Source organism: Anoxybacteroides rupiense (assembly GCF_014196195.1).
GTDB lineage: Bacteria > Bacillota > Bacilli > Bacillales > Anoxybacillaceae > Anoxybacteroides > Anoxybacteroides rupiense.
In genome coordinates this window covers 52002-76937 of the sequence record NZ_JACIDF010000007.1, presented here as the reverse complement: position 1 = coordinate 76937, position 24936 = coordinate 52002, and the positions used below count along the sequence as shown (strand labels likewise).

Here is a 24936-nt window from a genome sequence, read left to right as displayed (position 1 = left end):
CTTATGCTAGCTCCTGCTGTTTGGTTTCCTTTCCTAATATCCATACGGCCAAAACACCGATAAAAATAGAAATGCAAAAAATCGTAAAAATTGTGGTCACTCCCACTTTTTGCGCGACAAGATAGCCGACTAACAGCGGCCCTAAAATGCCGCCAACCCGACCGAATGAAGCAGCCATCCCTGCTCCCGTTCCGCGAATCGAGGTCGGATACTGCTCTGGAGTATAAGCATACAAAGCACCCCATGCCCCCAAGTTAAAAAATGAAAGTAAAATGCCAAAAAGCATTAAAAAGGCGTGCGATTCCGCGTTGCCAAAAAAGTAGGCGCTGACCGCTGTCCCCATTAAATAAACAATAAGCACAAATTTTCGCCCGAGCCGCTCAATCAGCCAAGCAGCGCTAAAATATCCCGGCAATTGCGCCAGCGTCATAATCAGGACATATTGAAAGCTTTGAATCAAGCTGAATCCTTTGATGACCATCACGCTCGGGAGCCATAAAAACATGCCGTAATAGGAAAATACAACAGCAAACCAAAGCACCCATAACATAATCGTCTCACGGCGGTAAGCAGAAGACCATACCTTGATCACATTCGCAAGAACATTGCTTTCTGCTTTCGGCTTCGTAAATCGCGGAGAATCAGGCAAATTCAACCGTAAATAAAGCGCATAAAGGGCAGGAATCGCTGACAAAAGCAAGGCGAGCTTCCACCCATAGGACGGAATAATGAAATAGGAAATCAATGCTGATAAAAGCCAACCCAACGCCCAAAAGCTCTCCAGCAAGACAACCACTTTCCCGCGCTCACTTGCCGCAACACTTTCAGACACTAATGTTGAGGCGACTGGCAGCTCTCCGCCAAGGCCCATCCCCACAATAAAGCGCAGCACTAGAAACGCTGCTAAAGTCGTCGTTAAAGCAGACAATCCACTTCCTAACGAAAATAATAAAAGCGTCAAAATAAAGACCTGCTTTCTTCCAATCTTGTCTGCTAAAAGTCCAAACACAAGCGCTCCTACTGCCATGCCAATCGAGTTCATGCTGCCAATCCAGCCCATTTGCTGAGCCGTTAACCCCCATTCTTTTTGCAGCGCCGCAATAATAAATGACAGCATGCCCACATCCATGGCATCGAACATCCAGCCTAAGCCGGCAATTCCTAAAAGTTTTCGCTGTGAAATTGCATATTGACTCATGACAAGCCTCCTTTATTGACAGGTGTCAATCTATACCATTCATTATATTGATATATTCCCCGTTATTCAAACAAAAAAACAAAGGAGGCTTACTCCTTTGTTCGGAATGAAAAAGCTTGTTCGATCACATATGTTAACCAATTCCTAAGTGTTTCAAAAGCAAATGGCACATTCAAACGCTCTGTCCACTGATGGGCATCACGGCCAATAGGGCCAACGTTTAGCACAGGCGCAGAAAACTCCGCCAGCGCCTGAATAGGAAGATCATATCCTTGGCCCCATAGCGGCATATTGGCTGTGAGCGTTCTTAAAGCAGAGAGCGGTTGATGCAATCCAACATAGCTTAAATCGGAAATGCCGCCAAAATAATGTTGCTGTACAAGGGAGATATCATCTTTTTCCTTGGCGTACGCCCGCAACTGATCAACGAGATAAAGAACAAGCGGATCATCGCTGGAATTCACAGCTGGATAGTAAGGCGGCGCATAAAATAATACGATCATCGGTCCTAAATTTTTGCAAAGAATGGCTAGCTGATCAACGAGCTCAATCGTCCGTTGCCGCTCATCTTTTCCGTCTCCATCCGCCAACACGCTTTGTTCAAGCTTCTCCACTTTTTCCGTTCCAAACATCTCGACCGCCCTTTGTCGCAGTTCAGCAAACGTCCACACATGAATGGATAGCGATCTCGGCGAAGATTGCTCCATTTGCGCAAAACGGAGAGCTTGCTCACGATATCGCTGTTCAATCTTTTCCGCTGCCCGCTTTGTTAATTGCCGTAACGATTCTGTAATGTCATCCATTGATTTTTGCTGCAAAAATAGATTAAATAGCGCTACAGCACGATGCGGAATTTGTACAGAATAATCCTCTTTTAAATCGGTCTGGAACAAACTTGTCGGCGGCGGGCTCACTTCTTGACCAAACAGCTCACAAAAATCAACATTCAACTCTAGTTCATTCACAATTTGCGAAACCATCCCGTTCGCATTTAATCCCGCTAATGGCTCACCAACATGCGTTTCCTTCCCATAGCAATAAAACCCTGGCAGCACTTTGCCGATGGAACCTGTATAAATATAATTCGTTTGATCGCCTGGATAACGCGTAAACATCGGTTCTGAATTAAGAACAAGCCGATAATTCAGGCGATGTTTTTTCGCCATCTCAACCAGCGCTGGCACAGCCGCCCGCATGCCCACTGAATTCACTTCTTCATCCGGCACGGTTAGAAGCAATACATTTCCACGGAAATAGCCGTGGCATGCCTGCTCGATAAGCGACATATGTAAAGCCAGCCCGCATTTCATATCCATGACCCCGCGGCCAAACAGCCACTCCCCTTGTACTAAGTCTGCTTGAACAGCTGCCGGCAGCTTCTCCTTATGATGATAAAAATACTGGGTCAGCGTCTCCGGAGAAAATGCCCACTCCTTCCAAATTCCATAATCTTGTACATCGACCACATCAAAGTGGCTGACAAGAACAATCGTATCTTCTACCTGCTCCTCTTGTTTAACAAGTGCTGTGACAAAATAGCGGCCGTCTCCTGTCGGATGCAGTTGCACAAGAGATGGGTGCGCTTGAAAATACTCAAGTGTACAAAGCTGTTGCGCAATATAATGCGCCAGCTCGACCTCCGCTTTTGAATGACTTACACTTGCATGCTGCACTAACTGACAGAGCAGCTGCTTTAACTGTTGCTTTGTCTGCCATTTCATCCTCTTCCCCCGCTTTTCTGTGTCATCCTTTCGTGCTGATGGATAGTGGTTTTGAAAAAGTACGCTTGTGCTTATGATATAAAGAAAGCATAGAATGCTTCGATCTTTATTCATCCATCCACACGTTTCCTTATCGCTACTATTTTAACAAATATCGAGGATAAACAAACGATATAAATACAACTTAAACCATGAACCTCTCCCACCCCACTCCGTTAAGAGCGGGAAACTTTTTGGGGGATTGTTAAACAAATGTTATCTATAGACCACAGCCAAACAACGCCGTTTTCAGACTTATTCATCGTTCTGTGAAACAGCGCTGTTCGATCGCCCAATCTTAGGAAAATATCCCCTTTATCGCTTGTTTACAAAACAGCGACAAATCATTGCTTATTTTCCTTTCTGTTTTGCTACAATAAAAATACATCCTAATTTGCCAGCCATGACTTGTACGATCAACATTGCTTTTCTGTTTGATTCTAGATCAACCATACCGATGTTTAACGATAGACAAAAAATAATCCGTACCATGCTTTACTGGCAGATCAGTCTTATGAGCTGAAACTATTATTTCGTTTGGAAGCGGGGATGACATGATACATAAAGAAGATCCATTTAAAGCGAATTTCGACAGTCTTGAAGAGTTTGCCGATCGCATCAGTGATTTGTTGCAATGCCCGATTACGATTGAAGATGCGAACCATCGGCTCATCGCCTACAGCGCCCATGATGACTATACAGATCCGGCGCGGACCGCCACCATTATTAGCCGCCGTGTTCCAGAGAAAGTCATTAATAGCCTCTGGAAAACAGGAGTCATTCCTGCGTTGTTAAGTAGCGAAGAGCCTTTGCGCGTCGAAACGATCTCTGATGTGGGTCTCGGGAATCGAGTGGCCGTATCCATTTGGAAAAATAATGAGGTGATTGGATTTATTTGGGCGCTAGAAACAGGGAGAACCCTTTCCAAGGATGATATGGAATTGCTGAAAAAAGCAGCGAAGGCGGCTAAAAATAAAGTATTGCAGCTGTACATGCGCAAAAATAAACGAGAAGAACGGGTGCAAGAATTTTTTTGGAAATTGCTTACTGGCCATATTAAAACAAATGAAGAAATTCATGAAAATTTTAGCGCGATGCAAATTCCGGCCGCCCCACGTTTTTCCGTTCTTGTCTTCCGCTTTGCCAACGGCATTACAAGCGATTTAGAAAAACAAATTTCTTACATTTTACAAACCACTCAACAAGTTCAAGTTCTACTGTATACCGTTGAACGAAACGATTTCATTTTATTGGTGGCTCCAAAATCAGCCGATCAGCCATTGTATGAATTGAATCAATTTATCTCCTCATTTGCGACAAAAATGAAGGAACGCTTCCATATTAACAGCATTCAAAGCAGCTTTGGCGGCATTTATGAAACGTTCGAATACATTGAAAAGAGCTACAAGGAAGCCCTGACCGTTTTATCAATGAAAGAAAAGTTTCCTGAGCAAACTTTTTCCATTTATGGATATCAACAATTAGGTATTTATCAATTTTTTGATTTATTGTTAGAAAAAAAACAGCAAGGAGAATTTGCAAATTCAGCGCTGACAAAACTGCAGGCCTACGATGAGAAGCATCATACCAACCTCATCGAAACGTATGAAGCCTTTTTCGATCACGACAGCAATGTCAATGAAACCGCAAAGGCGTTAAATATCCATCCCAACACTCTTTCATATCGGCTCAAGCGCATCGCCGAAATTGGTGAAATCGATTTGCACAATATGAACCAAAAAGTCAAATTATATATCGATATTAAATTGGCCAAATATGAAGCATTGCATTAATTTTGTGGAAATCCACAAAATAATGCTGCTTCTTTTTCTTTTCTAAACAAAGAAAAAATCATGGAAACTGTGTATACTGCAAGTAAGGACAATATGAGGGAGGAACTCATCCATGATTATTGGTGTACCAAAAGAAATAAAAAATAACGAAAATCGTGTGGCAATCACTCCGGCTGGAGTTATGTCATTCGTTCAAGCTGGTCATACAGTGATTATTGAAAAAGACGCAGGGATTGGAAGCGGTTTCACAAACGAAGACTATGCAAGCGCTGGTGCGCAAATCATTGATAGCGCGAAAGACGTTTGGGCGCAAGCTGATATGGTTATGAAAGTGAAAGAGCCGCTTGCAAGTGAATACGACTATTTCCGCCCAGGATTAATTTTATTCACATACTTGCACCTTGCGGCAGAGCCTGAATTAGCGCGGGCGTTAAAAGAAAAAGGCGTGATCGCCATCGCTTATGAGACTGTACAAGTTGGCCGCACGCTTCCGCTTTTAACACCAATGAGTGAAGTCGCTGGACGCATGTCCGCACAAATCGGCGCACAATTTTTAGAAAAGCCAAAAGGCGGAAAAGGCATTCTTCTTGGCGGTGTCCCAGGCGTTAGCCGCGGCAAAGTCACGATTATCGGCGGCGGTGTCGTCGGAACAAACGCAGCGAAAGTGGCGATCGGCCTAGGTGCAGATGTTACGATCATCGACTTGAGCGCTGACCGTCTTCGCGAACTTGACGACATTTTTGGCAACCAAATTACAACGCTTATGTCAAATCCAATGAACATTGCCCAAGCTGTCGCACAATCGGATCTTGTGATTGGCGCCGTCCTCATTCCAGGTGCCAAAGCGCCTAAGCTTGTAACAGAAGAAATGGTGAAAAACATGAAGCCTGGTTCTGTCATTGTCGATGTTGCGATCGACCAAGGCGGCATTGTGGAAACAAGCGACCATGTCACAACACACGACAACCCAACATATGAAAAACACGGGGTTGTTCACTATGCGGTTGCCAACATGCCTGGCGCTGTACCAAGAACATCCACCATTGCTTTGACAAACGTAACCATTCCATATGCGCTACAAATCGCAAATAAAGGGGTACGTCAAGCCATTGCCGACAATGCCGCATTAAAACTTGGCGTCAATGTCGCAAATGGCGAAATCACATATGAAGCCGTTGCCCGTGACCTTGGCTACGAATACGTATCAGTTGAAGAAGCGCTCGAAAAACAATTTGCCGTTCAAGCATAATGCAAAACCGGGTACCATCGGATCATGGTGGTACCCGGTTTTTTTATTTTTAATGAAAGAAAAGCCTCTGTTTGGAGGCTAACGAACCCTTCTTTACATTATCGCTTTAAAAAACATCCAACCGTCTTCATATAGCCGGATGGCCAAAAATCTGGAAACATGGAACCCGTTCGATCTCCTCTAAGGAATCATGGATTCTTCTGCTCTTGCCATCTAAAATATCTAGTTCCAATAAGAATGCTGCCTACATAGAGAACCGCTAGAAAAATAAAATCGAACAACAAGTCTGATACAAACAGCTTTCCTGTCCATCCTCCTTGCATGAGATCAACGACCGATGTCAACGGAACGGAATTAGAAATCTTTTTCATCACCTGCGGCCGTGGCTCAACGATGAAGACATCGTGCGACTTGAGTCTCGAGAAACTCTATCCGAGTCGGTCCTTAGCCAAAAAGCAAAACAGCCTTTCCCATTCAGGAAAGGCTGTTTCCTTATAACGCTTTTTTAAATTGGTCAAATTGATCAAGAACTTTATCGGATGGCTGTTTCGTCAACAAGCTGACGACAATAATCGCGAGCAAGCTTGCCGCAAAACCAGGAACCATTTCATATAGCAGGTTTTTCAAATAATCCGACTGCGTCCAAAGGATGACCGTTGCAGCTCCCACAACCATTCCGGCTAATGCTCCCCACTTGGTCATCCGCTTCCAACATAAGCTTAGCAAAATAACAGGTCCAAAAGAAGAACCGAATCCAGCCCACGCATAGCCGACAAGGCGTAAAATGGTATCGTTTTGCTTGAAAGCAAGCGCAGCAGCGACCAATGACACGAGCAAAACAGCCAATCGGCCAATAAGAACAAGCTCTTTATCAGAGGCTGAGCGACGGAACCATACTTTATATAAATCCTCCGTTAATGAACTGGACGTAACAAGCAATTGCGATGAAATCGTGCTCATAATCGCCGCTAAAATCGCAGCAAGCAAAAATCCCGTAATTAACGGATGGAATAAAACTTCGCCAAGCTTAAGGAATACCGTTTCTGGATCCGCTAGCTTTGCTCCTGACTTAAAATAGTAAGCGATTCCAAATAACCCTGTCAACATAGCCCCAACGACAGAAAAAATCATCCAGCCCATTCCAATGCGGCGAGCGTTTTTCATTTCCTTAATAGAAGAAATCGCCATAAATCGAACGATAATATGTGGTTGTCCGAAATATCCAAGTCCCCAAGCAAACAAAGAAATCACGCCAAGCAAAGTGGTCCCTTTGAATAAATTTAACAAATCCGGATTAATGTCACGGATCGTGTTCATCGTATCGCCTACGCCCCCTGTATGAAAAAGGGTGACAACAGGCACAAGAATTAAAGCAATAAACATAATCAAGCCTTGAACAAAGTCTGTCCAGCTAACGGCTAAAAATCCGCCAAACAGCGTATAAGCCACAACTACTCCCGCAACAATCCATAGTCCTGTATGATAGCTTGTGCCAAAAGAGTTTTGGAACAAGACCGCTCCGGATACTAATCCAGAAGATACGTAAAATGTGAAAAAAATCATAATGACAAGACCGGAAATTAAACGCAATAGCTTCGATGTGTCCCCAAAGCGGTTTTCCAAAAATTCTGGAATGGTAATCGAATCATTAGCGACTTCTGTATAAACGCGCAAGCGCGGTGCCACGTACAACCAGTTGGCATAAGCTCCAAGCGTTAAACCAATGACAATCCAAGAAGCGCTTAAGCCTTGTACATACATCGCTCCAGGCAATCCCATTAAAAGCCATCCGCTCATATCGGAAGCCCCGGCACTGAGCGCTGTAACCGCAGGACCTAATGTACGTCCGCCAAGCATATAATCAGAGAGATTTGATGTTCTCTTATATGCCCAATATCCAATCAGTAACATCCCGATCATATAAATCGTGACCGAAATTAATACCATGGTGTTCTCCCCTTCCTTTGTTGTCTCTAGTCAATAACATCATAAACGAAAGAATATTATTTATGCAATAGTAATCATATTTTTCCATCTGTAGTATAACAACAATAAAGCCGCTAAAAATCAATGTTTTTAGGCATTTTCAACATATATTTAAAAAATATTCAGACAAATAAAAAATAATAAATAATTCAATTGCATTTAGATTGCATTATTTCTTCCTCTATTATAAAAATATATTTTGTTTTCTTAATCGTCTTAATTTATAATATATTTATTGAAATAAAACATTTTTTAAAAATGTATAATTTTACATTTACATTTGCGATATGCTTTAAGAACCAATGAATTCAATTACATATTATTCTAAAAGAACTCATCTTCTTCTCTTTGTTTCTAAATATTACAAAAATTGTTTTTATAAAAAGTATTGCATAAACAAACGAATGCTGGTAGTATGATAATCGTCCTAGGAAACACTTGAAGAAATCGATCAGCTGAAACTAAATGAGAAATTAATGTTATTTTTTATATTTTTACAATATAAAGGGGGAAGGAAATAATGAAAAAAATGGCGGTATTTGCTGTGATACTTGCTCTCTTTGTGGCTTTAGCAGGGTGTGGCGGCAAATCATCCGATCAATCTTCAGAAAGTGGAGATAACAACAAAAAAATCATTGTCGGAACAGATGCTGCATTCGCACCATTTGAGTATATGGATAAAGGGAAAATTGTAGGATTTGATGTTGATTTGTTAGATGCTGTCATGAAGGAAGCAGACATCAAATATGAGTTAAAAAACACCGGCTGGGATCCTTTATTCGCAGCTTTACAAAATGGAAAAGAAGTGGATATGGGTGTTTCCGGAATTACAATTGACGATAAACGGAAACAAACTTATGATTTCTCTATCCCATATTTCGAATCCATTCAAATGATTCTTGTAAAAGAAAATAGCCCAGTCAAAAACGCCCTTGATTTAAAAGGCAAAATGATTGGCGTCCAAAATGGAACGACGGGACAAGCAGCCGTGGAAAAGTTGTTCGGGGCTGAAAACAAAAACATTAAAAAATTTGAAAATACCGTCGTCGCGATTATGGACCTTTTAAACGGCGGCGTGGAGGCCGTTGTGACAGATAATGGTGTCGCCAACGAATACGTGAAAAACAATCCTGATAAAAAACTAAAAACGATTGAAGATCCAACAAACTTCCAACCAGAATTTTACGGCTTTATGTTTCCTAAAGGAAGCGATTTGAAGCCAAAAATCGATGAAGCGCTGAAAAAAGTCATCGACAGCGGCAAATATACTGAAATCTATCAAAAATGGTTCGGGAAAGAACCAAATCTCGATAATTTGTTAAAGCAACAATCATCATAATCGGTAAAAAATTGCGTAACTATTCGTCGCTAGTTACGCAATTTTTATAAGAAAGGTGAGGAGAATGGATTTTCGTTTTGATATTATTCAGGAATATGCCCCCTTTTTTCTAAAAGGCCTAGGGATCACGATTTTTGTATCTATTATTTCCATTGTTGTCGGTTCAATCCTCGGACTTGCCATCGGTCTAGGCAAAATGTCCACTAATCGGCTTATTCGCTTCCCATTTGAATGGTATGTGAACTTTTTCCGCGGTACACCGCTATTAGTCCAAATGCTGTTAGTCCATTTTGGGTTAATGCCTATTTTCTTTGCACAGCCAAGCGCTACCGTATCACTGGCTGTATCCTTATCCTTAAACTCTGCAGCCTATGTGGCGGAAATTTTCCGCGCCGGCATTCAATCCATCGACAAGGGACAAATGGAAGCCGCCCGTTCATTAGGAATGACCCATACCCAAGCGATGCGTTATATTATTTTACCGCAGGCGTTAAAACGAATGATTCCACCATTTGCGAATGAATTTATCGTCTTAATAAAAGACTCCTCTCTTGGTGCTGTCATTGCGGCCCCGGAGCTCATGTATTGGGGGAGAGCCGCACAGGGACAATATTATCGCGTATGGGAGCCATATTTAACGGTCGCGCTTATTTATTTGATTTTAACCCTTTCCCTTAGTAAATTACTAAATTATTTGGAAAGGAAGTATTCGAACCAATGATTAAAGTGACAAATTTAAAAAAATCATTTGGCGATCTTGAAGTATTAAAAGGAATTAATGCACACATTAAAGAACGCGAGGTTGTGGTCGTCATCGGCCCATCCGGTTCAGGAAAATCCACCTTTTTACGTTGTTTAAATTTGCTTGAAGACTTTGACGAGGGCGATATTATAATCGATGGATTCCATTTAAAAGACAAAAACACGAACATCAACAAAGTGCGTGAAGAAGTCGGCATGGTGTTTCAACGCTTTAACTTATTCCCGCATATGACCGTACTGGATAACATTACGCTAGCTCCTGTCAAAGTCCGCAAATGGACGCTAGAAAAAGCGAAAGAAACGGCATTGGAGCTCTTGAAAAAAGTCGGCCTTCAAGATAAAGCGAACGTCTATCCTGACTCTCTCTCTGGCGGTCAAGCTCAGCGCGTCGCGATCGCCCGCGCCTTAGCCATGGGGCCGAAGGTGATGCTGTTTGATGAACCAACATCGGCATTAGATCCGGAAATGGTCGGAGAAGTATTATCCGTTATGAAGCAGTTAGCCAACGAAGGAATGACGATGGTTGTCGTCACACATGAAATGGGCTTTGCTCGCGAGGTTGGCGACCGCGTCCTGTTTATGGACGGCGGCTATATCGTCGAAGAAGGAGCGCCAAGCGACATCTTCGACAACCCGCAACACGAACGGACAAAATCATTTTTATCGAAAGTGCTATAAAAAACCTTTGTCATCCACTTTAACGAAAACACGTCTCACCTCAAAAAGAGACGAGTTTCGGACAAAGTGGATCATTTTTTATGACGCGACATGCGAGGCATCCGCTCAGCCCATCGAATCCAGCTTAGTCATACACGAATACACAAAAAAGACCGGTCTCTGTTACAGAGATCGGTCTTTTGTATTATAAAACGAACCACATAACCCAAATCGAACCAGCGACAACAACAACAGCGATGAAAAAGCTATAGAGCATATTAATGGTTTGAACTCTGCCGCTGTCGCTTTCCGTCATGTGCATGAACATAAACAGCTGCAATGCCGCTTGCAACACAGCTAGCGTCACAATCACGCCAAGAATCGCTTTTATGGTCCAGCCTGACGACAGAGCCACCCATAACGCGATAAATGTGAGCACAAGAGATAAAATAAACCCGACAATATGTTTCCAAGGAAATGTCTCATGGTGATGGTTTGCTCCCATCTTACATCACCATCCCTGTCAAATAAACTAAAGTAAAGATGAAAATCCAGACGACATCAAGAAAGTGCCAGTACAAGCTGACGATAAACACTTTACGCGCCGTTCTTGGAGTAAAACCACGCTGCAACAGCTGAATAATAATTAAAATCATCCAGCAAATCCCGAGGCTCACGTGCGCTCCGTGCGTCCCAACGAGCACAAAAAAGCTCGAAAGGAATGCGCTTGTCTGGATCGTCGCGCCCTCATGCACATAATGAATAAACTCACGAATTTCAAACGTAATAAATCCTGCCCCTAAAAGAAGCGTCACTAAAAGCCATGTTAACAAACCGGACAAGCGGCGACGGCGCATCTCAAACACCGCAAGCCCACACGTAAAGCTACTTGTTAAAAGAAGCAATGTCTCAATCATCACATCTTTAATTTCAAACAAGTCGCTGGTCGTTGGACCACTGCCCGTCCGTTGGAATAAAACAAGATAGGTGGCGAATAAGGTCGCAAACAACACGACCTCAGCACCAAGAAAAATCCAAAACCCTAGAATATTTAGGCGGCTTTCCTCTGTTCGATACTCCAATGGCATCGTTTCATCGTACTGATGAGCTGCTTCTGCCATCTCTTATGCCCCCTTTCCCGACAAACGTTCCGTACGTTTAATTTCATCTACGCTGATATAATAACCGTCATCATCGTCAAATGAACGGAGAATCAATCCAAGAGCAATAAAGATCGTTGCGATAATCGCCAACCAAAACCATTTAAATACAAGGCCGAAGCCCGCAAAGAAAAAGGCGATTGAAATAAGGAACGGACGACCGGAATTGCTTGGCATATGAATCGGTTTTAATTTTTCCTCATCAATTTCGAAGCCCTTTCCGGATTTCTTCATCTCCCAATATGCATCTAAATCCTTCACCTCAGGGGTGATCGCAAAATTGTAATGTGCCACCGGGGAAGACGTCGCCCATTCAAGTGTACGGCCATCCCATGGATCTCCCGTCATATCGCGTTCCCCGTAGCGCGCGCTATAATAAATGTTATAGCAAAGCACGATAAACCCGATTCCCATTAGAACCGCACCAACGGATGCGACAACGTTAAGCGGCGTCCAGCCAAGCCCCTCAGAATACGTATACATGCGTCGCGTCATACCCATTAATCCTAAGAAATACATTGGGAAGAAGCAAATATTAAATCCGATCATAAACAGCCAGAATGTCCATTTTCCTAAACGCTCGTTTAGAATATGCCCGAACATTTTTGGATACCAATAATGCAATCCTGCAAAGCAAGCAAAAACGGTACCGGCAATTAGCACGTAATGGAAGTGGGCAATTAAGAAATAGCTGTTATGATATTGATAATCCGCCGCAGCCATGGCTAACATGACACCGGTGACCCCACCAATGACAAAGTTCGGTATGAATGCCAATGACCAAAGCATCGCTGTTGTAAAACGAATTTTCCCTTTACGAAGCGTAAAGAGCCAGTTGAAAATTTTCACACCCGTCGGAACGGCAATCGCCATCGTTGTAATCGAGAAAACCGAGTTAACAGCTGCTCCAGCTCCCATTGTAAAGAAGTGATGCACCCAAACGATAAAGCTTAAAAAGGCAATTCCTACAATCGAATAGACCATCGCTTTATAACCAAAAAGACGTTTGCGAGCAAACGTGCTCACTACCTCAGAGAAAATTCCAAACGACGGCAAAATGACAATGTATACTTCCGGATGTCCCCAAATCCAGAATAGGTTCGCCCAAAGCATCGACATCCCGCCATTCGCCATCGTAAAGAATTGTGTATCAAATAGACGGTCAAACGTCATAAGCGCCAATGCGACTGTCAACACTGGGAACGCGAAAATAATTAATACGCACGTGATTAAAATCGTCCATGTAAACATTGGCATGCGCATCAATGTCATGCCTGGCGCACGCATTTTTAAAATGGTCACGAGAAAGTTAATCCCCGTCATCAGCGTACCGATACCGGAAATTTGCAAAGCAACCGCATAATAGTTATTCCCAACACCTGGACTAAATTCGTTGCCAGCAAGCGGGAAATACGAAGTCCAACCGGCATTCGGCGATCCCCCAATGACAAAGGAGATATTAAACAACATCGCACCAACGAAAAATAACCAAAAGCTTAACGCATTCAAATAAGGATACGCGACATCACGCGCTCCGATTTGCAAAGGTACGACAATGTTCATCAACCCGATAATAAACGGCATCGCCATGAATAAAATCATGATCGTACCGTGAGTAGTGAAAATTTCATTATAATGTTCTGAATTGAGAAATTTCATGTTTGGTGCTGTTAATTGCGCCCTCATAAGCAGCGCATCCACACCGCCGCGGAACAACATCAGCACCGCTGAAATAATGTACATGACTCCGATTTTTTTATGGTCAACAGTTGTCAACCATTCATCCCAAAGCCATTTCCATTTTTTAAAATACGTAAGAACGAAAACAATACCAATCACCGTTAATACAATCGCTACATCGGCTGCATAGATCAGCGGTTCCCCTGTAACAAAAAACTCGCTCCACTTCATGCACCTGTTCCTCCTTCCTTACATTGAATGCACGTCTTCGTCCCTTTGTCCTTGACGATACGGTCTCTCATCGATCTGACACGCTCTCTCCCTTCACGAATCGTTTCGCATGCTCGATCCATGCAAGGTACGTGTTCAAAACGTCATTTACCTAACAAAGAGCCTCTTCGCCACATATTGTTTAGGAGCTGTTGATCGCTCACATCCTCATTCTATTGACCAACCATCTCTCGCACGCCAAACAACAGCTCCCTATCTTCATGTTCTTCGAAACCTACTCTACTACTATCCCGTTGCCCTCAAGCGGATTGCACAATCTTGCTTGTTCGTCGGCCTCTCCCGCATGATGGCTGTTCTGTTTGGAATGGTCGATCCATTCAAGATGTGTGTTGGAGAATGTCATTCTGCCAACGAGCCCTGGTTTTAAAATGGTTTCATATTTCGTTTCACTCAATTTAGGAGCTGTGCTTTGTGCCTCTTTGACCCATTTATTAAACTCTTTTTGCGTTTGGGCCACTACTTCAAACTCCATATGAGTAAAGCCTTCTCCTGAGAAGTTCGCACTCCGTCCCATGTATGAGCCTGGTTCATCTGCTTCTAGGAACAATTCTGTTTCCATACCGTCCATTGCATATTTTTGTCCACCTAATTGCGGAACCCAAAAAGAGTTCATCGGGCCAACGGACGTTAATTTAAACTTGACGGGAACGTCTACAGGAATATTGACATAGTTTACCGTTTCAATATTTTGATCCGGATAGCTAAAAATCCATTTCCAGTTCGCTGCTGTTACATGGATCGTTATAGGCTCTACTTTTTCCTTCGTTGGCTTTTCCAAAGCAAAGGTAGCCTTTACAGTCGGAATGGCCAATGCTGTAACAATAAGAATAGGAATGGCTGTCCAGACGATTTCCAGCAATGTGTTTCCTTCTTCTTCTGGCTCATAATTTTCCATCCCCGGTTTTTCCCGATAGCGAATCAGTACAACGGTAAATAATACGAATACGACGACAATAATGAGCAGCATAAATCCAATCGACCAAAGGATTAAATCGTATTGCGTTTTGGCTACTGGCCCTTTTGGCCGCATGACTAGCATATTTTCGCTGCAACCGCTTAATAACAGCACTAAAGATAACGGAAGCAACGAAGCCCATTTCCATATCTTCTGCTTCATCGCTTTGCTTCCCCCTTCACAAACAAGATAACACTGTTACGTAGAAATTGTTTTAATCCGTTTCTAACATATCAAAAGTAAAAATGTTTGAAACTAATTATGAAAAAAGTTCATAAATCAGAAAAATATTTGTCACAATGTGTTCAAAAACTGTTCATGAAATATTCATTTGTGTGGATAAAATATGAAAAACCCCCAAATTCAAAATAAAGCTGATCCTTTTGGAAGGATCAGCTTTATTTTCCCAGGCGCATTTTCATCATTTTTCTTGTACGCGGATGAAGGGTTTGCCACATCCATTTTTCATATAGTTCTTTTCTCTCAGAAAGCGTTAAATAATACGCTTCCCCCGCCTGCTTCCGCGCCCGTTGTGTCACGTCATAGAGCGTCAAAGCAGCTGCTACTGATATGTTAAAGCTTTGTACAAAGCCATGCATCGGAATCATAAACGTTCCATCAGCTAAATGAAGCGCTTCCTCTGATACACCGCGATGCTCGTTGCCAAACAGAAGCGCCGTGGGACGCGACACATCCATCTCATGAAGCGCAATGGTTCCTTCCCTTAAATAGCTCGCGAGTACCTGATATCCGGCAGATTGTAACTCTCGAATAGCAGTGGAGATATCCGATTTCTGGTGAACCGTCAGCCATTTATCCGCATTTCTTGTCACAAAAGGATTCGGCTGAAACGGCGCTTGTCCTGTGACCACATATATATCCTGTAGTCCAAAAGCCTCCGCCGAACGTAGCACAGCCGCTTGATTATGCGGATCATCTACCGCTTCCGTTAATATCGTAATATGGCGAGTTCTCTTATTTAACACATCATACATTCGCTTTAATCGCTCAGGTACAATCATTTCCCAAATAGGTTGGTTTTCTTCTGTTAATAAACCCTCTTGCTTTAATTGTTCAATGAACGCCTTTGCTTCTTGATCGTTCATCGGCTTCACCTTCGTTCCTATCAAAATTTCTAAGAACGAATTTCATTGTACAAAATTTCAAGGTATCCAGCAAATGAAAAAGGGCTCTTTATATAGAGCCCTTTCCGTCTACGCTAAATAAGCCTCGCGCACCTGCTCATTGACAAGCAGTTCTTGTCCAGGTCCGGTCATGACGATTTCCCCTGTCTGAATCACATAACCACGGTGAGCAATTTGCAACGCTTGGAACGCGTTTTGCTCGACAAGCAAAATTGTCATCCCTTCTTCGTTGAGCTCATGGATAATTTCAAAAATTTGTTCAACGATAATCGGCGCAAGTCCCATCGATGGCTCATCTAGCATTAAGAGCTTTGGCTGCATCATCAGCGCTCTGCCGATGGCTAGCATTTGCTGCTCTCCACCACTCATCGTGCCGCCTTTTTGATGAAGCCGCTCTTTAATTTTAGGAAAGTAGTGAAACACGCGTTCCATACGCTCCTCAATGACTTTTCGATCCTTTACAGAAAATGCCCCCATTTCTAAATTTTCCTTTACCGTTAAACGCGGGAAAATGCGTCGTCCTTCCGGCACATGGGCAATTCCATCAAAAGCTGTGACATGCGGAGGCGTATTCGTAATATCCTTTCCATTGTACAAAATCGTGCCGCTTTTCGGTTTGACTTGCCCGCTGATCGTCTTCAGCGTCGTCGATTTTCCGGCACCATTGCTGCCGATCAGCGTAACGATTTCCCCTTCATTCACCTCAAGCGTAACTCCTTTTAAAGCGTGAATACCGCCATAAAACGTATTAATATTCTCTAAACGTAATAAACTCATCTGCGAGGTCCTCCCTTTATGAAGCTGTTGCAGCCGCGCCTTTTCCTAAATAAGCTTCGATGACTTTTTGATTGTTACGTATTTCATCAGGTGTACCTTCGGCAATTTTTTCCCCATGATCCAACACCACAATATGCTCGGAAATTTCCATGACAAGCTTCATGTCGTGTTCAATCAAAATAATCGTTAAATCAAGCTCTTCTCTCATATTATAAATAAGCTTTGTTAGCTCACTCGTCTCCTTCGGGTTCATCCCGGCCGCCGGCTCATCCAGCAGCAGCACTTTCGGTTGCGTCGCCAATGCGCGGGCGATTTCTAGCTTACGCTGCGCTCCGTATGGCAGATTTTGCGCTTCTTCATTAAATAGTGATTCGAGCCCGACATATTCTAGTAAGCGATAAGCCTCTTTTCTTGCTTCCTTCTCTTCTTTTCTTACATGAGGTAAATTAAAAATTGTACTGAACAGTCCGCCATGAAGATGCGTATGCATACCAACCATCACATTCTCTAAAACAGTGATCGCCCCAAACAACCGAATATTTTGAAAGGTACGAGCAATGCCTTTTCTCGTGACTTGGTGCGGCTTTAACCCTACAATCGATTCGCCATTTAATAAGATATCACCGCTTGTCGGCTGGTAAACGCCTGTCACCATGTTAAAAAACGTCGTTTTTCCGGCACCGTTCGGACCAATCACAGCTGTAATCGAACCCTTTTCCACGTCCATGTCGATGTTGCTGTTAGCGACAAGTCCGCCGAATTGCTTCGTTAAATTTTTAACTGTCAAGATGGACATGCTGTGCCCCCTCCTTTTGTACGCCGGCATTCATTGGCGGATGTCCTGATGTGTCTGTTAAATCCTCTTTTTTAAATACCGGATTTTTCGCCGGCAATAATCCCTGCGGGCGGTAAAGTGCAAATAAAATCAAAATAGCTCCGAAAATAAACCGTTGCATTTTCGCTGGCGAAAGAGCGTCAGGAATACTGATCACACCGTTTAAGCTAAGCTGATTGAGCCAGTTTGTCAGCTCTGTTAACACTTGGAGATTTAGAATCGTCACAAGAGCGGCACCAAGGATGACGCCTGGCACACTGCCCATTCCTCCTAAAATCACCATGACTAAAATCGTAATGGATTCAAGCAGCGTAAAGCTTGTCGGGTCAACAAACGTTTGCTTGGCAGCAAATACGACCCCCATCATTCCGGAAAACGATGCCCCGACGGCAAACGCCATCAGCTTCGTCCGCACAAGATGAATCCCCATCGATTGGGCGGCAATCTCATTTTCCCGCACCGCTTTCCATGCACGGCCGATTTTTGAGTATTCCAAACGGCGAACGGCGAAAATAACTACCAGTAAAATAACTAATACGATGTAATAAAATTGGCTTGGATACATAAAGTCCAGTCCGAATAATTTAGGCGGTTGAACCGATGCGAGCCCCATGGCTCCATTCGTAATATTCACAGGCTTATCCAAGTTATTGAAAATAATGCGGATAATCTCTCCAAAACCTAACGTAACAATCGCTAAATAGTCTCCTTTAACCCGTAAAACAGGAATCCCTAGCAATATTCCGAATAACGCCGCAGCGAGACATCCGATAAAAATAAATACCCAAAAGCTCCCTCCAGAAAGAGGATAATGTCCAAACGGCATAAAATTATTTGCCTGCGATGTGGCAAAAATGCCATATGTGTAGGCCCCGATGGCAAAAAAGGCGACAAATCCTAAGTCTAAAAGCCCTGCCATCCCTACAACAATATTCAATCCGAGTGCCATCGCAATATAAATGCCGACTAACGTTGCCACTTCCATATAAGATTGATACGCTTCCCCTTGGCTAGCGGCAAAGGGGAGCAGTACCACCATCACTAAGCCGGCCACCAGCCATTTGATGCGATTGGAAAATGTGGTAAAATACAATAATAATAAGGAAGCAAGGAGCAATAAAAAAGCGATAACAGATTTTTGAGCCAAATATAAGCTCAGAAATGTCACAACAATATACAATCCGATCATGATTGCCTGAAGGCGCTTGTTCGCTTGAATCGTACTCAGCCAATTTTTCATGTCGATCACCTACACTTTCTCTACTGTCACTTTTCCGAATAAACCTTCCGGCTTGAAAATTAATACGATAATTAAAATAGCAAAAGCAAATACATCCTTATATTCTGCGCCGAGAACTCCGTGGGAAACGATCGGCAAATTCGCCGCGGCAAACATCTCAAGCAAACCGATGAGAATCCCGCCAAACATCGCACCGCGGATATTGCCAATACCGCCTAAAACCGCTGCCGTAAAAGCCTTTAGCCCTAGAATAAAGCCAATGTACGGATCGATCGTTCCGTATTGAACGGCAAACAATACTCCCGTGGCTCCTCCTAATGCTGAGCCAATAAAAAATGTAAGAGCGATGACTTTATTCACGTTTACCGTCATCAACGCCGCTGTTTCCCGGTCTTGTGCAACAGCGCGCATCGCCATTCCCCATTTGGTTCTATTCACGAAAAAGTCCAATGTGATCATCATCACGATAGCGACACCTAATACAATGAAAAACGAGGATTTTACCGATGCATCATTAAATACGGACAAGATTGAAGAGGCTTCAATTCCAATTTGCTTATTGAATAAATTTGGTCCTGTTAAAATATAATTGCCATTTTTCAATTCTGTAATAAAACGGACAAGATCTTGAAGCAAAAACGAAATGCCGATCGCCGTGATTAATGTAATAAGCTTCGGCGCATTACGCAACGGGCGATAAGCAACCCTCTCAATACCCATTCCAAGCAAACCGGTAAGTACCGACGTAACGATTAACACCAACACTAAAGTAATAATGGCTGGCATAGAGGTAATCCAACCCAATCCAGAAAACGTCAATAAAATCGCCGTTCCTACAAACGCCCCTGTCATAAAAATCTCGCCGTGAGCAAAGTTAATTAATTCTAAAATTCCATAAACCATCGTATATCCTAGTGCAACAATCGCATATACAGCTCCCAGTGCTAAACCGTCAATCAGCACTTGAGGCAATGTGTGCAATACTTGTTCAATCATTCTGTTCACCTGCCTGTTTTTGCTACTTTTACTTTTCCATCAGAAAGGCGCCTAGCTTTATGGCTACAGACAACAAATGTTCTTTATTTGTCATCAATGAACTAAGCTAGGCGCCCAGTAACACTCTAAACTTTAAATTGAAGGAAAAGGGAGCAATGATCTTCCCCACCTTTTCCAACTATGATTACTGCTTACTTACTTCATCCTCCAATTTAGCTGGATATTTTGCTTCGTCAAATTTATAAATGTAGATTTTCGCATATTTATTGTCGCCTTTTTCATCAAAGCTTACCTTTGTAACCACTCCTTCATATTCTTGAACTTTGCGAACGCCCTCAGCCACTTGCTGGCGAGAAGGAAGCTTGTTTCCGTTTTCTTTAATGGCATTTTCAATTCCTTTTAGCAATACTCCCATGGAGTCATAACCATAAGCAGAATAAGATTCGATATCTTTTCCAAATTTTTGCTTATACTTTTCGGCAAATTGCTTTCCAGCATCTGTCGCTGTCGTAAGACCAGCCGCAGATGTCATATATACATTTTTTACTGCGTCTCCAGCGATTTGCACAAGCGTCGATGAGTCTAAACCGTCACCGCCCATGATCGGTACCGTAATCCCTTTATCGCGCGCTTGCTTAATCAACTGGCCACCTTCCGTATACAAGCCACCAAAGTATACAAGGTCCGGCTTTTTCGCTAGCACTTGGTTTAGCACGCCGTTAAAGTCTTTTTCGCCGACTGTAATTCCTTCAAAGCCGACCACTTGAGCGCCTAGATCTTCAGCGCCCTTTTTAAATGCTTCTGCCAAGCCGCTACCATATGCGGTTTTGTCTTGGATAATGAAGATTTTTTTCGCTCCAAGCTTTTCGATTGCGAATTTCGCTCCTGCAGGTCCTTGGAAATCATCGCGGGCACAAATGCGGTTAACTGTTTTTAAGCCGCGGTCTGTCACGTCAGTTGCTGTGTTTGCTGGGGAAACCATCGGAATGCTGTATTTTTCATAAATTTCTGACGAAGGAATGGCTACGCCTGAGTTAAGATGTCCTACTACACCAAAAATTTGCTTATCGGCTCCAATAAGCTGAGCGTTTGCTACCCCTTTTTTCGGGTCACCTTGGTCATCATAAGGAACAAGCTCCAATTTAAATCCAAGCTTTTCAAAATTTGCTTGCTGTTCTTCTAATGCCAGCTGGGCACCCAATTTAATCGACTCGCCCAATGTCGCACTTCCACCGGAAAGCGGCGTTTGCGTCGCAATCTTAATGACATTGCTTCCACTGCTGCCTCCACTTCCTCCATTGCTAGCGTTTTGATCCTTGTTCCCTCCAGAACATCCCGCTAACAAGCCGACTGCTAGTGTCGCTGTTGCTAAAATTGAGAAGGTTTTCTTGAAGACCATTCGTATCCCCCTTTTTTGACTTTTAAAAATTTTTTATATTTTAAGAAAAATATAATATGAATTTTCAAAATTAACAAGCTTTATTTTTTTCCTAGAAAAAACTTTTTTTTCACAAAATACTTTGGATAATGCTATCTAATACTCATTTCTAGGGCTTTTTTACTCAATATTTCGAATCACGAAATATTATTCTTACAAAATTTACTAAATATTTTCAACAATATAAACATAGAATGAAATATTATGGAGAGGTTCCACTCATGGAGCAACTAGATTTCTTTTTTATTTATAAGCACAGCGAAAGATTGAGCAAACGATGTCTGTGAAAATCATCTTGTATTTATAATGTGCCAGCACGTTAACCTCTAAATAAAAAACGAACCTTTCTGAAAGGAAGCGAAAGGCTCGTTTTTTACTATTTCGATGATCTTCTTCGATTATAATACAGCTGAATAGCAAACGAAGCGAGTTTGTAAAGAAAAGTAACAAAGTTTCTTCTTGGTCACATGTAATGAAACGAAAAGTAACCTCCAATAAAGATCCAAAGATGAGAAGAATGAACCTCTCCCACCTCCACTTCGGTTAGAGGTGGGAGATTTCTCGGCGGATGATGTTACATCTCATCTATACGGGAGTGCTGTTTCGTCATATAGGCTTGTCTCGGATGGTTTGGCTGATTTGGGTACTTTAATTGAATCTTCCCTTCCTCTAGCAGCTTAGCCAAGTAATTATTACGCAATCCATCAGATGTTCTTTCTAATAAATAGGCTAATTCTTTTAACATCAGTGGCCGTTGCGCACAAAGCTGTAAAATCATTTGCTCCATGACGCTTGGATGAAGCCTTTTTTTCTTACGTGCCAGTTCAGCTATTTTCCATAGCTGTTCATCTATTTCCTCATGATGGATATCCGAATCCATATACTCCATTTTATTTACGGAGTTTGACCGTTTATTTACGGAGTTCGAAGATTTATTTATGGAGTTCGACACATTATTTAAAGAATTGTCCGGTTTATTTACGTAGTAGTCGCGTTTATCTATAGAGTAACCAGATTTATTTATGGAGTTATGGTCGTTATTTAGTAAGTTTAAGTCCTTATTTACTAAGTTATCAACTTTATTTACGGAGTTATCTATATCTGCATGGATCCAATCGTCTAGTCCTTCATCTTGTTCCTGTTCTATCGTTTTTTGGTGATCTGTTTCATATGTTGCCGCAATATCAACTGGAAAAAACATCATGGTAAAAACCGTGCGTTCTGGATGATTCTGTTGAATAAATTCAGGCTGCTTCCATTGATGGGCATCCCATATCGATTGAATATGCTTTAATCCAGATCCTGCCCGTTTACAAAGGCCGATTAGAATAAACATTTTAAATAAATTAGGGTTGCGTAAATTGCTCATGCCGCTTGAAAACGCCGAGTCAGCTGGAATACGGAGCAAACCGGGATTGGAGAGGCGAACGATATTTCGTTCTTTTTCAATGACAATCCCTCCCTCTCCAGAGTAATCAGCATGAACTAAAGCATTGATAACCGCTTCATGGAGCGCCGATTGTACAAATGAATGACTACTGTCCATATGATTCATGACTTTAAAATAAAAATCGTATACATTGCCAGACCATGTTCCGTCTTGAGAAGTAAATCGTTTTTCCCAGTTAGCCGCTTCCATTTCCCCCGTGCTTTCGCGATATTCCAGAAAATATTGCGGCAATACTTCTGTAATAATTCTTTCTTCACTGAACATGATGAGTCCGGCAACCGTGACGCCTTCTTTACTGCTGTTTCTCAGCTTTCCCCATGCACCAATTTTGTATAAAAATTCTTTTGTCTCAAGTCCATTCCATGGGTGCTGCGGCTTTACAGCTGCAAATTTTTCGCGATAATGATTCACTGATTCAAAGTTCAACTCATTCAATCCGTAGTGTTCTAAAATTAAATTGTCTGACATAACCAGTGAATGTCCATCCGGATTATTTGTATATTTATTCACTTCCAATCTCCCTCTTATGCTATTTTATAAAAATAAAACCGGCATCCTATGCTTTTTATTTTATCACCTTTCTTGTGTATTGCGGATAATGGTAAAAAAAGAAAATGGCAGGGATAATTTTTAAAATTCAAGGAAATTTATGTATATGGACAAAAATACTGAAGGAGGTAACAAATCGTGCAGTCTCTTCCATTATCTGTTGAGCCTTATTGGCGTTCATCTGTCAAACTTCCCGAATTCCCTTCGTTAAATGAAGATATCCATGTCGATGTCGCTATTATCGGAGGCGGTATTTCCGGCATTACGACTGCTTATTTGCTTACAAAAGCAGGGAGCAAAGTGGCTCTAATTGAGGCCGACCAATTGCTAAATGGAACAACGGGACATACAACCGCAAAAGTTACAGCCCAGCACGATCTTATTTACGATGAATTGATTCATCACCTTGGTACCGAAAAAGCTCAGCTTTATTATGAAGCTTGTACAGAAGCTATGCGATGGATCCAAACCATCATACATGAGCAAAACATTGACTGTGACTGGAAAGAAGAGGATGCGTACATATACACTCACTCCTCATCCTCTATTCAAAAGCTCATTAACGAATGTAAAGCATATGAAAAGCTTGGAATCAAAGGGGGATTGGTGGAAGATCTTCCGCTGCCGCTTCCCAGCAAAGCTGCTCTTGTCATGAAACAGCAAGCACAATTTCACCCTTTAAAATATTTAACGCATCTCATTGAAGAGATCACACAGTCGGGCGGGCTCATTTATGAGCAGACTCCTGCAAAAGATGTCGAAAAAGGAAATACATTAACGGTCATTACACGCAATAACAAACGAATTACATGCCAGCATCTCGCTGTTTGTTCCCATTTTCCTTTTTATGACGGTGGCTTTTATTTTTCGCGAATGTATGCGGAGCGCTCCTATGTTCTCGGTGTACAAATAGAGGGAGATTACCCTGGCGGCATGTATTTAAGCGCAGATGAGCCGAAACGTTCGATTCGCTATGTCACCACAATCAACGGAGAAAAATTGCTTTTAGTGAGTGGAGAAAACCATAAAACCGGGCAGGGAGTCCCTACCATTCAGCATTATGAGGCTCTTCAATCCTTCGCCTCAGATATGTTTCCAGTGACGTCGATTCCCTATCGCTGGTCTGCCCAAGACTTAACGACATTAGATAAAGTTCCATACATCGGCGCGATGACAGCCCATACCCCTAATATTTATGTCGCGACAGGATACCGAAAATGGGGGATGACCAATGGAACGGTCGCTGGTTTGCTTCTGACCGATCTCATTACAGGGCGAGAAAACCGCTATCATCACCTTTACACACCGTCACGCTTTTATGCTGATCCAAGCGTCAAGCATTTTATTACACAAAATTTAGATGTCGCAAAACACCTTATCGAGGGAAAAATAGAACCTGTCATTCGGACGCCGCAAGATCTGGCTAACGGAGAAGGATCTGTCGTGCTCGTAAACGGGAAGAGGGCAGGGGCGTATAAAGATGAGAACGGTTCATTATTTCTCGTTGATACAACATGTACACATATGGGTTGCGAACTGGAATGGAACAGCGGAGATCGCACATGGGACTGTCCTTGCCACGGCTCTCGATTTTCGGTTTGCGGCGATGTCGTAGAAGGCCCTGCCCAACAGCCGCTTACGAAAATAAGCGAAGAGGCTCTGGATTAAAAGATTCT

General features: G+C 42.5%; 20 protein-coding genes. 6 read left to right on the top strand and 14 right to left on the bottom strand.

Annotation, left to right across the window (positions count from 1 at the left end; genetic code table 11):
- Position 1: 1 nt before the first annotated feature.
- Together GGQ95_RS12445 and GGQ95_RS12440 are read right to left on the bottom strand one after the other, a co-directional pair.
- Positions 2–1198: an MFS transporter gene (locus GGQ95_RS12445; protein ID WP_080862186.1), complete on the bottom strand. Its 1197-nt coding sequence runs from the start codon at positions 1196–1198 to the stop codon at positions 2–4.
- An 89-nt stretch (positions 1199–1287) separates the two neighbouring features.
- Positions 1288–2919 (bottom strand): M20/M25/M40 family metallo-hydrolase, encoded by a 1632-nt coding sequence (locus tag GGQ95_RS12440; protein WP_183186884.1) that lies wholly within the window; start codon positions 2917–2919, stop codon positions 1288–1290.
- 593 nt (positions 2920–3512) lie between these two features.
- On the opposite strand from GGQ95_RS12440, the gene GGQ95_RS12435 reads away from it, so the two are divergent.
- Positions 3513–4751, top strand: coding sequence for a PucR family transcriptional regulator (locus tag GGQ95_RS12435; protein WP_159720657.1), 1239 nt, complete (start codon positions 3513–3515; stop codon positions 4749–4751).
- Between the two features lie 112 nt (positions 4752–4863).
- Complete coding sequence (ald, locus tag GGQ95_RS12430; RefSeq protein ID WP_066150725.1) at positions 4864–6000, top strand: alanine dehydrogenase; 1137 nt, start codon at positions 4864–4866, stop codon at positions 5998–6000.
- 492 nt (positions 6001–6492) lie between these two features.
- Here the strand turns inward: ald and putP are convergent, their stop codons facing one another.
- Positions 6493–7947: a sodium/proline symporter PutP gene (putP, locus tag GGQ95_RS12425; RefSeq protein WP_159720659.1), complete on the bottom strand. Its 1455-nt coding sequence runs from the start codon at positions 7945–7947 to the stop codon at positions 6493–6495.
- Between the two features lie 559 nt (positions 7948–8506).
- On the opposite strand from putP, the gene GGQ95_RS12420 reads away from it, so the two are divergent.
- From GGQ95_RS12420 to GGQ95_RS12410, 3 genes are all read left to right on the top strand, one after another.
- Positions 8507–9325, top strand: a complete 819-nt coding sequence (locus GGQ95_RS12420; RefSeq protein ID WP_159720661.1) for a basic amino acid ABC transporter substrate-binding protein — start codon at positions 8507–8509, stop codon at positions 9323–9325.
- Positions 9326–9389: 64 nt separating this feature from the next.
- The gene (locus GGQ95_RS12415; protein ID WP_044745189.1) at positions 9390–10046 is read left to right on the top strand and encodes an amino acid ABC transporter permease; all 657 of its coding nucleotides are present in this window, start codon (positions 9390–9392) and stop codon (positions 10044–10046) included.
- Positions 10043–10765 carry an amino acid ABC transporter ATP-binding protein gene (locus GGQ95_RS12410; protein ID WP_044745188.1) on the top strand — a complete coding sequence of 241 codons (723 nt, stop codon included), beginning with the start codon at positions 10043–10045 and terminating at the stop codon, positions 10763–10765. The genes GGQ95_RS12415 and GGQ95_RS12410 overlap by 4 nt, the downstream gene beginning before the upstream one ends.
- 184 nt (positions 10766–10949) lie before the next feature.
- Here GGQ95_RS12410 and qoxD read toward each other — a convergent pair whose 3' ends face one another.
- From qoxD to GGQ95_RS12355, 11 genes are all read right to left on the bottom strand, one after another.
- Positions 10950–11249: a cytochrome aa3 quinol oxidase subunit IV gene (qoxD, locus tag GGQ95_RS12405; protein ID WP_066150730.1), complete on the bottom strand. Its 300-nt coding sequence runs from the start codon at positions 11247–11249 to the stop codon at positions 10950–10952.
- Position 11250: 1 nt separating this feature from the next.
- Positions 11251–11865, bottom strand: a complete 615-nt coding sequence (qoxC, locus tag GGQ95_RS12400; RefSeq protein WP_066150733.1) for a cytochrome aa3 quinol oxidase subunit III — start codon at positions 11863–11865, stop codon at positions 11251–11253.
- A 3-nt stretch (positions 11866–11868) separates the two neighbouring features.
- Positions 11869–13815, bottom strand: a complete 1947-nt coding sequence (gene qoxB / locus GGQ95_RS12395; RefSeq protein ID WP_066150736.1) for a cytochrome aa3 quinol oxidase subunit I — start codon at positions 13813–13815, stop codon at positions 11869–11871.
- 274 nt (positions 13816–14089) lie between these two features.
- Complete coding sequence (qoxA, locus tag GGQ95_RS12390) at positions 14090–14992, bottom strand: cytochrome aa3 quinol oxidase subunit II (RefSeq protein ID WP_080862688.1); 903 nt, start codon at positions 14990–14992, stop codon at positions 14090–14092.
- Positions 14993–15228: 236 nt separating this feature from the next.
- Positions 15229–15936, bottom strand: a complete 708-nt coding sequence (locus GGQ95_RS12385; RefSeq protein WP_066150742.1) for a TrmH family RNA methyltransferase — start codon at positions 15934–15936, stop codon at positions 15229–15231.
- A 108-nt stretch (positions 15937–16044) separates the two neighbouring features.
- Complete coding sequence (locus tag GGQ95_RS12380) at positions 16045–16752, bottom strand: ABC transporter ATP-binding protein (RefSeq protein WP_066150745.1); 708 nt, start codon at positions 16750–16752, stop codon at positions 16045–16047.
- Positions 16753–16768: 16 nt separating this feature from the next.
- Entirely contained in the window at positions 16769–17548 is a 780-nt protein-coding gene (locus GGQ95_RS12375; protein ID WP_066150748.1) for an ABC transporter ATP-binding protein, read from the bottom strand.
- Entirely contained in the window at positions 17529–18827 is a 1299-nt protein-coding gene (locus GGQ95_RS12370) for a branched-chain amino acid ABC transporter permease (RefSeq protein ID WP_066150750.1), read from the bottom strand. The genes GGQ95_RS12375 and GGQ95_RS12370 overlap by 20 nt, the downstream gene beginning before the upstream one ends.
- A 9-nt stretch (positions 18828–18836) precedes the next feature.
- A complete protein-coding gene (locus GGQ95_RS12365; RefSeq protein WP_044745180.1) occupies positions 18837–19823 on the bottom strand; it encodes a branched-chain amino acid ABC transporter permease in 987 nt (328 codons plus the stop codon).
- Positions 19824–20007: 184 nt separating this feature from the next.
- Positions 20008–21222 carry a branched-chain amino acid ABC transporter substrate-binding protein gene (locus tag GGQ95_RS12360; protein WP_066150753.1) on the bottom strand — a complete coding sequence of 405 codons (1215 nt, stop codon included), beginning with the start codon at positions 21220–21222 and terminating at the stop codon, positions 20008–20010.
- Between the two features lie 613 nt (positions 21223–21835).
- A complete protein-coding gene (locus GGQ95_RS12355) occupies positions 21836–23221 on the bottom strand; it encodes a DUF8451 domain-containing protein (protein ID WP_159720665.1) in 1386 nt (461 codons plus the stop codon).
- A 177-nt stretch (positions 23222–23398) separates the two neighbouring features.
- Between GGQ95_RS12355 and GGQ95_RS12350 the strand changes: the two genes are divergently transcribed.
- A complete protein-coding gene (locus GGQ95_RS12350) occupies positions 23399–24928 on the top strand; it encodes an FAD-dependent oxidoreductase (protein WP_066150760.1) in 1530 nt (509 codons plus the stop codon).
- Positions 24929–24936 lie beyond the last annotated feature (8 nt).

What these genes read in the sequence shown, in the direction of transcription:
- GGQ95_RS12375 (WP_066150748.1), bottom strand. Translation starts at nt 17,548, where the DNA reads ATGTCCATCTTGACAGTTAAAAATTTAACGAAGCAATTCGGCGGACTT.
- GGQ95_RS12445 (WP_080862186.1), bottom strand. Translation starts at nt 1,198, where the DNA reads ATGAGTCAATATGCAATTTCACAGCGAAAACTTTTAGGAATTGCCGGC.
- qoxD (WP_066150730.1), bottom strand. Translation starts at nt 11,249, where the DNA reads ATGGGAGCAAACCATCACCATGAGACATTTCCTTGGAAACATATTGTC.
- GGQ95_RS12415 (WP_044745189.1), top strand. Translation starts at nt 9,390, where the DNA reads ATGGATTTTCGTTTTGATATTATTCAGGAATATGCCCCCTTTTTTCTA.
- GGQ95_RS12385 (WP_066150742.1), bottom strand. Translation starts at nt 15,936, where the DNA reads ATGAACGATCAAGAAGCAAAGGCGTTCATTGAACAATTAAAGCAAGAG.
- GGQ95_RS12365 (WP_044745180.1), bottom strand. Translation starts at nt 19,823, where the DNA reads ATGATTGAACAAGTATTGCACACATTGCCTCAAGTGCTGATTGACGGT.
- qoxB (WP_066150736.1), bottom strand. Translation starts at nt 13,815, where the DNA reads ATGAAGTGGAGCGAGTTTTTTGTTACAGGGGAACCGCTGATCTATGCA.
- qoxC (WP_066150733.1), bottom strand. Translation starts at nt 11,865, where the DNA reads ATGGCAGAAGCAGCTCATCAGTACGATGAAACGATGCCATTGGAGTAT.
- ald (WP_066150725.1), top strand. Translation starts at nt 4,864, where the DNA reads ATGATTATTGGTGTACCAAAAGAAATAAAAAATAACGAAAATCGTGTG.
- putP (WP_159720659.1), bottom strand. Translation starts at nt 7,947, where the DNA reads ATGGTATTAATTTCGGTCACGATTTATATGATCGGGATGTTACTGATT.
- qoxA (WP_080862688.1), bottom strand. Translation starts at nt 14,992, where the DNA reads ATGAAGCAGAAGATATGGAAATGGGCTTCGTTGCTTCCGTTATCTTTA.
- GGQ95_RS12440 (WP_183186884.1), bottom strand. Translation starts at nt 2,919, where the DNA reads ATGAAATGGCAGACAAAGCAACAGTTAAAGCAGCTGCTCTGTCAGTTA.
- GGQ95_RS12420 (WP_159720661.1), top strand. Translation starts at nt 8,507, where the DNA reads ATGAAAAAAATGGCGGTATTTGCTGTGATACTTGCTCTCTTTGTGGCT.
- GGQ95_RS12380 (WP_066150745.1), bottom strand. Translation starts at nt 16,752, where the DNA reads ATGAGTTTATTACGTTTAGAGAATATTAATACGTTTTATGGCGGTATT.
- GGQ95_RS12410 (WP_044745188.1), top strand. Translation starts at nt 10,043, where the DNA reads ATGATTAAAGTGACAAATTTAAAAAAATCATTTGGCGATCTTGAAGTA.
- GGQ95_RS12370 (WP_066150750.1), bottom strand. Translation starts at nt 18,827, where the DNA reads ATGAAAAATTGGCTGAGTACGATTCAAGCGAACAAGCGCCTTCAGGCA.
- GGQ95_RS12360 (WP_066150753.1), bottom strand. Translation starts at nt 21,222, where the DNA reads ATGGTCTTCAAGAAAACCTTCTCAATTTTAGCAACAGCGACACTAGCA.
- GGQ95_RS12435 (WP_159720657.1), top strand. Translation starts at nt 3,513, where the DNA reads ATGATACATAAAGAAGATCCATTTAAAGCGAATTTCGACAGTCTTGAA.